Annotated in this window: 14 protein-coding genes and 1 pseudogene; 9 read left to right on the top strand and 6 right to left on the bottom strand. The window is 53.2% G+C overall.

The window, feature by feature from the left end:
- Positions 1–810 precede the first annotated feature (810 nt).
- Entirely contained in the window at positions 811–1,299 is a 489-nt protein-coding gene (locus tag ABFT80_RS14660; RefSeq protein WP_347972673.1) for a retropepsin-like aspartic protease, read from the top strand.
- On the opposite strand, the gene ABFT80_RS14655 is transcribed toward ABFT80_RS14660, so the two are convergent.
- A complete protein-coding gene (locus tag ABFT80_RS14655; protein WP_455189951.1) occupies positions 1,296–1,541 on the bottom strand; it encodes a hypothetical protein in 246 nt (81 codons plus the stop codon). The two genes, ABFT80_RS14660 and ABFT80_RS14655, sit on opposite strands and share 4 nt — an antisense overlap.
- A 107-nt stretch (positions 1,542–1,648) precedes the next feature.
- Here ABFT80_RS14655 and ABFT80_RS14650 point away from each other — a divergent pair, with 107 nt between their 5' ends.
- The 4 genes from ABFT80_RS14650 (at position 1,649) to ABFT80_RS14635 (ending at position 4,222) form a co-directional block, all read left to right on the top strand.
- A complete protein-coding gene (locus ABFT80_RS14650) occupies positions 1,649–2,137 on the top strand; it encodes an HIRAN domain-containing protein (RefSeq protein WP_347972672.1) in 489 nt (162 codons plus the stop codon).
- A gap of 365 nt (positions 2,138–2,502) precedes the next feature.
- Positions 2,503–3,483: an SDR family oxidoreductase gene (locus tag ABFT80_RS14645; protein WP_347972671.1), complete on the top strand. Its 981-nt coding sequence runs from the start codon at positions 2,503–2,505 to the stop codon at positions 3,481–3,483.
- Between the two features lie 81 nt (positions 3,484–3,564).
- Positions 3,565–3,861, top strand: coding sequence for a PRC-barrel domain-containing protein (locus ABFT80_RS14640; RefSeq protein ID WP_347972670.1), 297 nt, complete (start codon positions 3,565–3,567; stop codon positions 3,859–3,861).
- A gap of 217 nt (positions 3,862–4,078) precedes the next feature.
- On the top strand, positions 4,079–4,222 hold the full coding sequence (locus ABFT80_RS14635; RefSeq protein WP_347972669.1) for a hypothetical protein: 144 nt from the start codon (positions 4,079–4,081) through the stop codon (positions 4,220–4,222).
- 251 nt (positions 4,223–4,473) lie between these two features.
- On the opposite strand, the pseudogene ABFT80_RS14630 reads toward ABFT80_RS14635, so the two are convergent.
- The 5 genes and pseudogenes from ABFT80_RS14630 to ABFT80_RS14610 all read right to left on the bottom strand — a co-directional run bounded on the left by ABFT80_RS14630 (position 4,474) and on the right by ABFT80_RS14610 (position 7,690).
- Positions 4,474–5,189, bottom strand: a pseudogene (locus ABFT80_RS14630) (Crp/Fnr family transcriptional regulator).
- 431 nt (positions 5,190–5,620) lie between these two features.
- Complete coding sequence (locus ABFT80_RS14625; RefSeq protein WP_347972668.1) at positions 5,621–5,851, bottom strand: DUF6894 family protein; 231 nt, start codon at positions 5,849–5,851, stop codon at positions 5,621–5,623.
- Positions 5,852–5,880: 29 nt separating this feature from the next.
- Positions 5,881–6,075, bottom strand: a complete 195-nt coding sequence (locus ABFT80_RS14620) for a hypothetical protein (protein WP_347972667.1) — start codon at positions 6,073–6,075, stop codon at positions 5,881–5,883.
- A gap of 140 nt (positions 6,076–6,215) precedes the next feature.
- Positions 6,216–7,310 carry a GGDEF domain-containing protein gene (locus tag ABFT80_RS14615; RefSeq protein WP_347972666.1) on the bottom strand — a complete coding sequence of 365 codons (1,095 nt, stop codon included), beginning with the start codon at positions 7,308–7,310 and terminating at the stop codon, positions 6,216–6,218.
- Between the two features lie 155 nt (positions 7,311–7,465).
- Positions 7,466–7,690 (bottom strand): hypothetical protein, encoded by a 225-nt coding sequence (locus ABFT80_RS14610; RefSeq protein WP_347972665.1) that lies wholly within the window; start codon positions 7,688–7,690, stop codon positions 7,466–7,468.
- Positions 7,691–9,486: 1,796 nt separating this feature from the next.
- On the opposite strand from ABFT80_RS14610, the gene ABFT80_RS14605 reads away from it, so the two are divergent.
- Genes ABFT80_RS14605 through ABFT80_RS14590 form a run of 4 tightly spaced genes read left to right on the top strand, consistent with a single transcriptional unit; the run spans position 9,487 to position 13,399 of the window.
- Positions 9,487–9,678 carry a hypothetical protein gene (locus tag ABFT80_RS14605; protein ID WP_347972664.1) on the top strand — a complete coding sequence of 64 codons (192 nt, stop codon included), beginning with the start codon at positions 9,487–9,489 and terminating at the stop codon, positions 9,676–9,678.
- Positions 9,675–10,475, top strand: a complete 801-nt coding sequence (locus ABFT80_RS14600) for an N-formylglutamate amidohydrolase (RefSeq protein ID WP_347972663.1) — start codon at positions 9,675–9,677, stop codon at positions 10,473–10,475. The genes ABFT80_RS14605 and ABFT80_RS14600 overlap by 4 nt, the downstream gene beginning before the upstream one ends.
- Complete coding sequence (locus ABFT80_RS14595; RefSeq protein ID WP_347972662.1) at positions 10,472–12,349, top strand: flavohemoglobin expression-modulating QEGLA motif protein; 1,878 nt, start codon at positions 10,472–10,474, stop codon at positions 12,347–12,349. Before ABFT80_RS14600 ends, ABFT80_RS14595 begins: the two co-directional genes overlap by 4 nt.
- A gap of 9 nt (positions 12,350–12,358) precedes the next feature.
- Positions 12,359–13,399, top strand: a complete 1,041-nt coding sequence (locus ABFT80_RS14590) for a glutathione synthetase (protein WP_347972661.1) — start codon at positions 12,359–12,361, stop codon at positions 13,397–13,399.
- The last annotated feature ends 404 nt before the right edge of the window (positions 13,400–13,803 follow it).

Raw genomic sequence — 13,803 nt, 5'->3', positions numbered from 1 at the left:
ATGTTGGTTTTGTTCGTGCTGGCGGTCTTGGGTGCCTGGATATATTTCCCGCACCCGTTCTAGACGAAGGGCGGGAACAAATCAGTGTTTGGCGTGTTCAGGCGATAGCAGCGCACCCGCCCTCTGATGCCCCCGCGACCTGATGCGTTGCGTAGCCGCTTGAATGTGGCGGGAGCTGCGGGAATTGCGAAGGCCCGCAGCTCCTTTTTTTAAGGCCGATTCCGTGCATTCCCCGTGTTTGAGGGGGTACAAATCCAGCCGATCATTCAAATGAATGATGCCACAAAAGGCAGAAGCGGTTAGACTTCGCTCGCTTGGACGAATTCAAGGGGGATATTATGGCGCCGCTGCGAGGGACGCATTTGTTCTATTTGAAGAAAATCTTGAGGAACAAAGCCAAACTTCCGCATTATCACAAGCAGGCCAACGAGCTTGCCGCCAAGGGATACGTTCGGCTTTCCGACCCTGACGAACTGGGAGAGTGCTGCGTTTCCATCACGTCAAAGGGGCTTCATGCGCTAGAAGCTGCAAGCCCTCGGCCCTATCCCCCAGACAGCTAAATCTCCTTCGCCACCATCACACAGCGCCACGCACCGTTGCCGGGTGACTGAAGCTGTGACTAAGGTGTGTGGTTGGAGGCGGGACGATGAACGACGACAAGAAATCAGCAGATCGGTTCTATTGCGCGGCGGTCGCAGCGGCGATTTTCCTTATCGCGCTGACTTCGTGACGAAGCGATACCGGTGTGTCTGACTCGACACGCGCCCAGCCTGATGCTTCGATGCCGCGGGCTTAATGGAGCGGCGCTCAGTGGTAAATCTACCTGTAATTCATCTGGAATCTGCGACGACTGCCATTGATGCAGAGAAAGCACTGCCATTCGAATTTGTGCGCTCTCACCCGTGCGTTAGCATCGGATTTTTCTTTGATGAGAAGGTGTACTCAGGACAACCGAACGCCATTAATTTTGATACATGTTGGGCCCTCATAGATACGGGGGCGGATCATATTTATGTCGATAAACGTTTGATTGAAAAGTACCGATGCCCTGTGGCGGTCGGAGGTGAGAAGATGAACGTCAACAACCAACAAGGCGCAAAAGCTTATCAGGGAAGTGTTTTTGTTAAAGAAGAAGGCCGTATTATTAACATGTGGGTCATCGCGGATGACTTCGTAGCGAAGGCGATGCCATTTTCCGTCGTGCTTGGACGGCGGTTTCTGCAGTTTTGCGAACTCACTTGGCAGGGGCCTCAACAAAAAGTGTCACTTTCAATTGGCGAACATTCCACCGCTTATTAGGCTTGGGGATGAAGCTCGGCCCGCAAGCCGAGATCGCCGGGCGGCAGCAGCCGGTCGAGCAAAAGGGTGATGGCGACGGGAAAGGCCAGTTCCAGCAGGCCGCCGGCGACCGCGCAACTCACGTCGAGCGCGAGCCGCGATGGGGCCGGTACTAGGCGGCGAAGCACTTGATGATCGGAATGGCGTCGGGAGCGACCATTGGGTAGAACGAGTCGGTTTCTGACCAGCAACTTATGTGACATCTCGAGCACGAAGCATAAACATTTTAGACGGTGCTTGATTTCCAAAGGGTGTCACTGATTGACCGAGTCATCGACCTCTGCAAATTTATAGAAGGGGTGGAGCGGATATGGGGATTTTAAGCTGGCTGTTTAGAACGAGGCCACGACAATTGGTTAGTGGCCGCTTTGGCACAGATCGTCATCAACCGTTCGGACAATGGGTTCAGGCCACACACCTCGTACAAGTCGCAGGAATCAATCATCGGCGAACGAATGTCCTCGCCTTTTTTGACGCTGTTCAGGCCGCTGAGAGATCGAACGGACATTACGGGATAAAGTTTAGGCCGGATCCGAATAATGCACACGATCGTTACGCGATCGCTGTTGACGGTGTGGTTGGTAACCGGAGGTGGCACATCGGCTATTTAGATCGGCAGACCGCCAAAGCAGTACATGACGATCTGCTTTCCAATGGCATACCGATCGCCGGCGAAATCTATAATCTCTGGGCTTCAGGCGATGATTACCTTGAAGTCAAGATTTTCGTGCTCGCTCCTCCAGGGAATAGGGTCAAGGGCAGATTGAAGCGCGCAAGTCGAGAAGAAAAGACAGGTTGACGTCTCCTTCGTTAAGAAGGGACAATGACTACCTGCTGTTGTTGCTCACGGGAGTGCTTAGATGACCAGGCGAACGTTTGGGTTACTGGCGATAGTTGCTCTCTTGGTTGGCATTGGCGCGGCAGAAATTCAGTTACGATATGGCGACGAAATCGTCAGCGCATTGTCTGATCGATATTTGAGATGAAACCGGAGCGTCACAAAGTGAAACAGCAACTGCATTTTTTGTCCAAGGTCTGATGACGCCGGATCGACGCGCGCTTGTACCCGACCGGAAAGCGGACGCCTCGAACATGAAATGCATTGCAGGCTCAACTTTCTAGCCGCTTCATGCGTTGCCGTCTCTCCAAAGGGAGACAAAGACCATGGCCAAACAAAGCGAAACCTCAACAGCGGCGAGCGAGAAGCGCAAGCAGCGGCAGATACAAACCAAGGTGGACGCGAACGATCGCGCCAAGCCACGCGTGAAGCCGAAAGCTGCGATGCAGGCCGGGGCGCGAAAATATCCCGTCCCGCCCTTCCCCAAACAGCACCATTCCAAACCTGGTGAAGAATGGAAGATCGACCCTCAACCGCTTTACGATGCACCTTTCTATATCGGTTCCAAAAAGCTCGACGGAAAGATCGCTCTGATCACCGGTGGAGATTCTGGAATCGGGCGTGCGGTCGCAGTGCTGTTTGCCCGTGAAGGAGCTGACGTAGCTATCTCCTATCTTACCGAACACAAGGACGCCGAGACGACGAAGGCAGCGGTCGAAGCAGAGGGTAGAAAGTGCATTCTGCTTCCCGGCGACGTGAGCAGCCGTGCCTATTGCAGGAAAGCCGTATCCCAGACAGTGACGAAACTCGGTGGGCTTGATGTGCTGGTGAACAATGCCGCGTTCCAGATTCATTCCGCCGACTTCGAAGACCTGACGGACAAGCATTTCGATACGACGCTGAAGACAAACTTGTATGGCTATTTCCAGATGGCACAAGCAGCCGTCGCCGAAATGAAACCGGGATCGGCAATCGTCAACACAGGGTCGGTTACAGGCATTTCAGGCAGCAAGAACCTCATCGACTATTCCATGACGAAAGGCGGCATTCATGCCTTTACCCGCGCTTTGGCAGGCAATCTGGTCTCAAAAGGTATCCGTGTAAATGCGGTTGCGCCCGGGCCGGTCTGGACGCCGCTGAACCCTTCGGACAAAGAGGCTGACGATGTCTCAAAATTCGGTGCAGACACACCTATGAAGCGTCCCGCGCAGCCGGAGGAGATTGCGCCAGCCTACGTGTTTCTCGCCTCACCGCATTGCTCAAGCTATATCACCGGCGAGATATTGCCGATCGTAGGCGGTTATTGACGGAACTGCCACTCCTAACAGCTTCATGGAACGATTGATTCCGAGAACTGTTATCACCGCTCCAACAGAGGAGGATTGATCATGGACCATTCGAAACACATTCGCCTTACTCAGACTGAGTTAACGGCAGATGTTTTGACCGATGCTACCGTTTACGGTGCCGACGATGAAAAGGTCGGAACCGTTTCTCATCTGCATGGCAGCGGACCAAGTGCGGAAGCCATCATTGATGTCGGCGGCTTTCTCGGGATCGGTGCGAAGCCGGTCGCCGTGCCTGTCGCGGACTTGGATTTCATGCGCGATGAAGACGGCGACGTCCATGCCGTGACGACATGGACCAAGGATCAGCTCACGGAAATGCCGGAACATCAGCACTAACTTGAACGAATATCGAATTTATGTTGGGGCAGTCGAACAGGCTGCCCCTTTTTCTGGAACCCATTCGCAGCTTGCGCACCTCCAAGTCATCCAGCGTACAAATTATGACCTTTTAGCGCTCTTCAGCCAGCGACCCCGTGGCGCGAATGGCGCCCATTGATTAAAATGCCAGATAGATTGTTTTCCGGCATTCGATGCATCCGAAGAGGGCCGCCCAATGAAACGCATGTTTGTTGCGATCGCATCCTTCGGCGCGATCCTTGGGACGAGCAATGCGACGTCGCTTATGGACCGTGATCCCGACGCGATTAGCGACAGCCTCGCGAAAGCTCGCGGTCGCGGCATTCTACTGTGCAGGTAACTTCCGCATTCGCCACAACGTCGTTGATCTCGTGTGGGACATTTTGCAATTGAAGACGGGCATTGACCCGGACAGTGACACAGGCAAACGGCTTCGAGCCGATCGGGCAAACGCTATTGAGGCGGTCGCAAAGAATGAAGTGCGTTCCTTTTGTGAAGGAGTACTCGTGGACTACGGCCCTCAAGGCAAATCTATTGCAGGACTTGTAAATCCTCGCTAACCGCAAAAAAAGCGCCAGCCAGCCCCTTTTCTTATCTCGGCTCGTTTTGCAAACAAAGATAAGTAGGGTCGAACTCCGCCAGGGTGGAGAGTCGATCCCATGAACGGATTATGACCGTTCCATTCTTCGCGCTGATCAAGCCGGTGCGCCTCAGGGATTGCATCGATCGGTTGAGATGGACAACAGAAATGCCAAGAATATCGGCAAGCTCCGTCTGCCTGAGTGGCAGATCGAAACTGAGCTCCGTGGTTTTGCCAACGATCTGAAGTCGCAGAAACATCTCGCAGAGGAGATGAGCCAAGCCGGCGTCCGCCGACAATCGGCCCATCGCGAGAATCCACTCACGGTGGATCGAGGCATCAATGACCGTGTCCAGCTAAGCATGCGGCCAAGATGGGGAACGGTTTCCGTTATCTTCCTGACAGTCTGATGATCCATGTAAGCCACACGGCAGTTTGTCATTGCAACGAGACCGTGAGGGATGGTTTTCAGCAAAAATCCGTGAAGGTCGGCGAAATCACCCGGCAGGCTAAGGGCTGTGATCTGCCGTGCACCGGATTCCAGGACTTTGAAACGACCGGCAATGCCTTCCAGGATCAATTGACAATAGGTAGGCCTACTTCCGTCAACAACAATGTCGGACCCGGCATTAAAGGTCTTTTCGCCGGAAAATGAACCCAGCAACAAAGCCTCTTCATCTGACGACAGCGTATCGCGACGATTAAGTTGAAGCAGTAAAGAACGCATGGACAACCCCTTCATGGGCGAACCGCAAAGATTCGTTTGAAGCGGGTCGGCATTTGTTCGTACAGGTAGAAAGATACGCGCAAGGTCATCCTACGCGCTTTATGACGATTGGCCATGTCTATTCGCAAAGAATCAATCCCGGCATAACAATTGTTAATGCCAAGCGGCTGCCTCCGTATTTTACTAGAATAAGGAGGACGTCAGATGAGAACGAAACGCTCTGTAGAGGAACTTATTGAAGCCTATATGCAATCCCGGTCTCGGACTGCGAGTCCTGTTTCGGTAACGCAGGCAACGCGCGCCATACTGGCGCTGTGTGAACGGTCAGACGTCCTCGATGAAAATATTCTGCGAAATCGCATCGCGGAGGTAGCAATTCGCCATCAATATGCTGTGCACTTTGATCGCGAGAAACTGAAGCAACCTCAAATCTAGAGCACTTCCGTTTTCAGTTGCAAAGATGCCTGGAAGATGAATCGTCCATTGGCATCACGTACTTTAACCCAAAACAGCCGGTCGTTTCCATCGGGCAATTTTTCAACTGCTATGGAGGGCAAGACCGCTATCGCTTCTCTGCGCATATCATCCAAAGACGCGCATTCCATGCCTGTCGCATCGTCTGTGTATTCCTCACCGTCATGTATATCGAAATAATAGCGCATCGTGTGTTTCCGATCCGTCAAAACGACAATTAATTCACCGGTTCATCACCACTTGGGCTGCTGCCCTGCATTTCTCCACCTGAACCGGTGTCAGGCGTCGGATCTTGATCGACAGGAGCAGATTGTGGCGCTTGCGTTCCTTGCCCTTCCTGCTGCTGCTGAGTGGGCTCGTTGCAGCCCGATAGCAACAACGCAACAAATCCAACTGCTACTCCACGTTTCATCGTCATTCCTCCATGCCCTGCAACGGAGATGAACGACGGCAGTTCCAAAGTTTCTGAACGCAAAAAAGTGCCGCCGACCCCTTTCGGAGCGGCGGGCGCATTCCAGTGTTAATCTTGGTTCCGCCAAGTTTACGGAGCGGTCAGGCCGCCTCAGCTAATTGAACCTGATTGCGACCAGCAATTTTTGCCTTGTAAAGCGCAACATCGGCGGCCTTGAGAACGCTTTGAAAGTCGTTAAAGTTTAGATTGGTACCAGCGATCCCAGCGCTCAACGTCACTGTCAGTGCCGCATCAATGTGAGAAAAATCCAAACTGGAGATGCGCTCTCGAATTCGCTCGGCAGTTGCTGTTGCGGCTTCTATTGAAGTTGATGGCATCACGATCACCATTTCTTCGCCACCAAAACGTGCCACAAAATCCGTACTCCGAACAGACGTGCTTATAGCCGCCGCAACTTTGACCAGAACCTCATCGCCTACGTGATGACCCCACCGATCATTGACACGCTTGAAGTGATCGACATCGAGCATCACCAACGCTGCAGGTTTCGATGCCGACGAAGTGGACGCGAATATCGGCAATGCCCGGATTTCGAGGGCTCTCCGATTGGCCAGTTTGGTAAGCGGATCCGTGCTCGCAGCATCCTCCAGTGTTCGTTTCAGGCGCATTCTATTGCGCTCATTGTCCAGAAAATACCCCAAGACAATCACGCCTATGACATTGGCTGCAACAATCGAGACTAGTATTTCAGCGGAAACCGGACCGGATAAAAAGCCGCTAAGAAGAAACAACAAAAGAGGTCCGGCAGAGCCAGCTAACCCCAACACAGCAAGTCGCAGCCATTTTCGACGAAATAGACGTTTAGGCAATTGGGTGACCGCAACCGCAGCGAGCCCTGTCAATACGATCCCAATCGCACCAAACATTGCTCCGTCACCGCCAATTACCAAACGGTAAACCACCAGTACCACACCTGAAACTGCTGCGCCGATTGGACCGCCATAAGCTGCGGCTACCACAACCACGATTGTCCTGGCGTCGGTGATGCGTCCGGACGTTAACGTAATCGGGTCACTCATCGAGACGACGCCAGCGATTGCGAAGAGTGCGCCAATCGCTGCACCTTTTGCAATTCCTCGTGGGAGGTGGCCAACAACCCATGCAAAGCCGAGCGCGAGAAGCGCCGCATAACCCAGACTGCGTACCAAGCCCAAAATAAGGTGTGTCTCGTCCATCAATTTATCCGTACAGATTCAGTTTCCGACAAGCGGATTAAAAAGCTTCCTGTCCGAGCAAGAGGAGCTGACATCTGAGTTGCCACAGACTTGACCGCGGCGCACTATAATCTTTTTGATGGCGTTTGGTTCGGCCCCGTAAACTGGCGGCCCTTTCACTTCTCGCTACTTGAAAGGACACAGTTCAATTCGAGCACATCAGACAGGTGGCGTCGCACTTCCTCGGTTTCGCCGATCAACTGCACAAGCGCAACAGCTCGGGCGCGTCGTTGTTCAATGCTTTCCATAAGAGGTGGAGCTGATTGGTTGAAAAGAATCTGGATCAGATCATCGTCCGACAGTTCTTTGCCGAGCCTTGCCCGGATTTCGTTGAGCGGCATTGCTTCTATCCCTTGGGGCGAAAGCATGCTAGTCGCTCACAGCCGACAATGCCCTTAAAAGGTTGCCGATAAACTACTTTATACTAATTTCGATAAGGCATGGCGCATTTTTATGCGTGCTCGTGAAATTTGATCCACGGTAAGATTCAGACAGAGATCAACTTCGTCCATCTCCGGAAGTCTTAGACCACGCATTTCCCGCTTTGCTACATCCAATGCATCGCACAGTCTGTTCGGACTAGCGTCGATTTTTACATTGCCGGTCATTGAATCTCCAGTGCACAGCAACAAAGCCGGAGGATATTGGTTCCAAAAAGGATATGTCATTTGGTACAACGAAGTTGCGAAAATCATGAGATATTGATTCGTGGCGTATTCGCTACAGGAAGCCCGGTACCTACTTAACCCCAAAACCCGCCGGGCCTCTCTATCACATTGCTCTGCACTGCCCAACCGTTGATGTCCTGCAGACGCAAGAACGCCCGCCAACCCCTTTCGGAGCGGCGCGCCTGTAGTATATTGCGATTGCTGCTTCACGGCGGCAAGAGACCCGGAAGCCTAAGCCCCCAAGCGGATGCACCGGGTCTCACCTAATCGTGCTAAATTCGCGTGGACGCGGATTTTGTGAGGGCCTGAATAAGTTTTTCCTGGTCATGCTCTCCCGCAACGAAAAGACGAACCAGTTCTTCTGCACGTTTCCGCCTGGTTTCCTCGGTTTCGGCATGTCGCGCAGTCATATTGAAGATGGATTCCAGGAGATCCGCGTCACTAGGCTGATTTCTACGTCTTGCAGGGAGCGTTTAAGTGGCATTGTGACCCCAATATCTGGCGGGAACACATCCCATTTCAGGAGCTTTAGATTACAAGTTTCTTTTCGATCCACCAGACCCTGACATCGATAAAAGAACACGCGCCTTGCGCACTTCATCGAAGGCTGGATTGAGACAGACTTCCGCATCACCAAGTTCGGGTCGCACAACCTCTCGAATTAATCGACGCGCCTCATCCAGTGTGTCGCATAACTGCAGAAGTCGAGTGTCAATCTCTGAATTTTCGGCCACCGGTGTCTCCTGTGTGACCAGAAAACCAGACAGATCAGTTTACGTTCCCCAATCAGACCGGTGATAGCTACGTCATTTGATACAGACCGGTTTCGCTGTCTACGCTATTGTTTTATTGCTGCCTCGACCACAGCACGAGACCCGGCTGACGAGCCCCAAGCTTGCGTTGCCGGGTCTCACCCTTTGCCAGATTCCGGCTAAAACGTAAGCGGCAACTGATGGTACATGAGATACATCAACGACAAAAACACGCTGATGATAACCGCCAGCGAGGCAAATCGGCGAATGAGCCGAATTTTGCGGGTACGTTCTCCGCTCCAGTCATATCGAGAATTGTAAGCCATGTTTCGTTTCTATCCCGGACAGGGTCCTGCCTTCGGATGATGAACAGAGCGTGAGGCTCGGTTGCACTGCATCAACCGTTCTGACTTCGGCCAGGGCTACACCCGGACCGAGCGCGGTGGCCAAGGACGGATACGCCGTGGTCCAGTGTTAGGTCAGCCTAACCTTGATGTCGCTATCACGTTGAGAAAACGTTAAATTCTCCGTTTGCCGTCTTTCAGCTCTTTGTTTTCGGGTAGATTTGCAACTCTTGAATGACGTGTGTCACATGTCGGAAAACTCATCCTCACCCAGGACGGGACGACAGTGCGCGTTATGATCGACGCCGCCAGATGAAGCAGTCCATCGCAATGATCCAGGTTCAAGGCAGTGTCGATGCCGCGATATCCAGGCATGATGGGAAAATCCCTTGGACTGCGCTCGGGCGAGCTTCAGCTGCTGCCCGTCTATTCGGCTGCTAATTTGTCAAACCGTTTTTCGTCCCTGCAACCAACTTTGCAAGCAAACATTGTGCTAGCGAGCGTATTACTTTCGCTGAAGACGTCGCTTGACGATATGCAGATATTTAAAGTGAAGGATAAATGATCTCACGGCGCAAATATGATGGCTGGGAGGTGGAGCTTGGCAATTCGCCGGTCATCGGGACAGCCATTCATGCCGGGTCGCAACTGCGGAAGGATTGGCGGGAACTGATGTGTATTTCAGATTCCGACAGGTTGCGCGAGGAGGACCCATTCACCGACAGTCTCATCGAAGATTTTCCCAATCGGGTTGTTGTTCACCGCTCCCGGTTTGAGGTTGATTTGAATCGTGCCCGAGCAGATGCTGTTTATCAAAGACCTGAGCAGGCTTGGGGTCTTCAGGTGTGGTCGAATCCGCCGGACGAATCTTGCATTTCGACCTCATTAGGATTCCACGACGATTTTTATAATCGGCTTGAAAATATCCTTTCCGATATCGAGGCGCTTTTCGGAAAGTTTGTGGTGATCGACGTCCACAGTTACAACCATCGGCGAGCTGGACCCAACGGCCCATCGACTGCTCAGGAAATAGCGCCCGACGTGAACATTGGAACGTACTCCATGGACCGAAAACGTTGGTCGTTTGTTGTCGATCCATTAATTGAAATACTAGGGAACTTTGAATTTCGCGGGAGACCGCTAGATGTTCGCGAGAACATCGCCTTTTTCGGGAAAGGAGAGCACACGCGTTTTGTCCATCACCGATTTCCGCAGACCGGCTGCGCGATCGCCGTCGAGTTTAAAAAGGTCTTCATGGACGAATGGACCGGCGAGCCTGACGATGGTGCCATCTGCGAATTGCGCCGGATGCTGGCTGCAACTGTGCCGCTGTTGGAGACAACATTGTTGGCGGGCCGATGAAACCCGACCTCGTTTCATCTGCTCAACCGATGATCACCGACATCAAGCAAGAAATCGCCGCGCTGATTTCTGAAGGCAAACCGATCCGTCGCGATTTGCCCGATGGTGGTCGGCTTCACATTGATCGGCCGCTTCCGTTTCTTTGTGTGCATATTGGGCTGGAACCGACCGCAGCACGCGACGTGGTCTCTTCCAATGCGTCTTACCTGTTCACTTCCGACGCCACCCTTGCAAAAGAAATTTGTTGCCTGATCTCACGAATGCTCACTGAGCATTGTCACGCATTTCTGCTGCTCGATTTCGGCGAACTGGAAAAAGACCGCTTCCTTACCGATGACGCGCCGGTTTTGACCGCTTTTGAAATCGCTGTCACGACGGGAAGCAGCGCCCCTGAACATGCTGCAATGGAGGCGTTCACGGCTGCCGCCGTAGACCGAAAATCTAAATACCGCACACCCAGAATCGAGAAGCTGCCGAACCATTCGGTCCATGCGACCACTCCATTGAGTGGTCTGGCAGGCGTCTCGACCCTCACCGTACGTTTTGCGCCGATTTATCGTGTTCCCGGACACGACGGGATTTATCCGGATTTAAAGGACCGGGTCGTCGCCAACATGATGGATTCGGGGCTACGCGCAGTAGCCGCTTACGTCGAGGCCAGTGGATTGAAAGCGCCGGCGTCCCATCGTTCGCTTGGTCGCCGGGCGTTCATTGATGCCGTCACGCGAGCGGACCGCGCCATGGACAAGGTGGCTCGTGCTTTCGACCTCTTGCTTGCTGTGACACCCATCAATTCGGAAGCCGCATGGGGAGAGTTCGAGGCTGGTCGATACAGTGAGACACCAACGTTCCTCTACCGTCCCCTGGAATTCGAAGTCTCCGCACAAAAGAGAAAGCTCTTCGCGATATCACTCGACCAGTTGGAAGACCCCCTGCTCACGGAGCTATATCTGGAAAAACAGCAGGAACTAGATCTTCAACTCTCGATGATCGCTCTGCGCGAAGCACCTAAATTTGTCGAGATCGGCCGCGCCGTCTACGGTGCGGTGGAGCCAGAACTTCTTCATGTCGCGACAGCGATACTGGAGGATGAGGCGATGCGGGACAGGGCAAACAAACGGAAAACCCTGCTCATTGATTGCAATACGGTAGCTACAGCGGCGCGTGAGATGATCAGCGACTATAGACGGATGTATCCCCGTTTCGATGCGAGTATCGAAATCCGTAGCGATCTTCCAACTGGCCTTCTTGTTTCCGCTAACCGCTTGTTGGTATCACGGGCGACTACCATGCCGGCTGAACGCCTTGCAGCGCTTCTAAGCCACGAGATCGGCGTTCACCTGTTGACCTATTATAACGGCTCCGCCCAAGGTCTACACATCCTCAGTTCCGGCCTTGCCGGCCATGAGGGCATGCAGGAAGGACTTGCTGTATTCGCAGAATATCTCACTGGCGGTATGACACCCGAACGCCTTCAGCTGTTGGCGGCGCGGGTAGTGGCTTGCAACGCGATGCTTAAGGGCGCTATTTTTCCAGATACCTTCAGGTTACTGACAGCCGATTATGGTCTTGACGAGCAAAGGGCATTCAATGTCGTGCTACGGGTCTATCGGGGTGGCGGCCTCGCCAAGGACGCCATCTATCTTAGGGGATTGCTGGAGGTTTTGAGCCACCTCAAAAACGGCGGCAGCCTCACGCCTTTCTGGATGGGCAAGATCTCGGCAGGGCATTTTGCTGCCGTGGAAGAGCTGCGGACGCGAGGGCTTTTAAAGCCTCCGGCCATCCAGCCGACATTCCTGGCGAGCAATACGGTCAGGCAAAGGTTGAAGAAAGCTATGGCAGGGCTAACACCCATGGATATGATCGAGACATGAGGAAGGACTATGCGCATTGCGTTCTTCGTAAATTCCGTCGAGGGCGAGACCCCGGCATATACGACGACTTCGTTGGCCATTGCGGCGCAAGCCCGTGGCCACTCCGTCGTATACGTGACCCCGGGAGATTTTGTGCTGAAACCCGACGACAGTCTGGCGATTCTTTGCGTTGAGGCGCCCACGGCCAGACATGTGGAAAAATTCGTAGAGGCGCTAAAGGCCGCTTCGGATCGGCGAAGAACTTATAACGCCCCCGACATCGACATACTCTTTTTGCGAAGCGACCCCTCACTCGACGCCGCGGACCGCCCTTGGGCCGCCTATGCAGGCGTGTTGTTTGGTCGGTTGGCGGCTGAGCGTGGCATCCTGGTTGTCAATGATCCCGATGGATTAGCGATTGCGCAAAACAAGCTCTACTTGCAGAGCTTTCCTGAGCAGGTCCGACCACCGACCCTTATCTCGCGCGATCTTAGCGAGATTCGTGCCTTCGTGAAGGATCACTCGCAGGGTGTGATCATCAAGCCGCTTCATGGATCGGGAGGCAAAAACGTCTTCCATGTTGCCAAGCCGGACGATTCTAATCTCAATCAGATTGTCGAGGCAACAAGTGCCGAAGGATACCTCATCACCCAAGCCTATCTAACAGAGGCTAAATCCGGCGACGTGCGACTTTTCCTCATGAATGGAGAACCCCTCATAAGCGGTGGCAAATATGCTGCTCTCAAGCGAGTACCGGCGAAGGGAGATATTCGCTCCAACATTCACGCATCTGGCACAGCCCGAAAAGTAATAGTTACGGACTCGATGCTGTCCGTGGCGGCGACAGTCCGTCCCAAGCTACTCGAGACAGGGATGTTTCTGGTCGGGCTCGACATCGTCGGTGACAAATTGCTGGAGATAAATGTCTATACACCAGGGGGCCTGGGTAGATTGACGAAAATGTATGGCGTGAATTTCGAGGAAGCCGTCATCCTATCTCTCGAAGAAAAACTACGAATCCGCTCGTCATATGGTCGCGCGTTAACGAATGCGCGTCTGGCAACGCTCTGACGAGGCGCGCTCGGGTGTTGTCACATTGTCTGAATTAAGGCGCTGAAGGACATCGCTCCGGTTCGCAGATGAATTGAAGCGCGACGGCCTTCCATTCAACCATGGCGTTGCGCCGTATGGGCGTAAGATAAACTGTCTGGTGGTTTCCATCTGGTGGAGAAAAGTTACCGTCTCAAAAGGATGTCGAGGGCGCCATAAAGTCTATTCCAGACTGCACTTTATCTGACGTCGCATGAGTTTGCAGGTCAGGAGAAGTGGCACATCGCGTCTCTCCTCAACAAGATAAAGGCCCGCATGTCCAATGGACGTACGGCGACTTGTTGGCCCAGTGTATCACAGGACGACCTAACCGCTAAAAGCGACGCTAAGGACGGCCATTATCCCGGCAGAAGCGAGCGAAAGGC

Source organism: Foliimonas ilicis (assembly GCF_039939195.1).
Lineage (GTDB): Bacteria > Pseudomonadota > Alphaproteobacteria > Rhizobiales > Rhizobiaceae > Foliimonas > Foliimonas ilicis.
The sequence above is the reverse complement of the archived record's forward strand: the minus strand, read 5'-3'. Positions and strand labels throughout refer to the sequence as shown.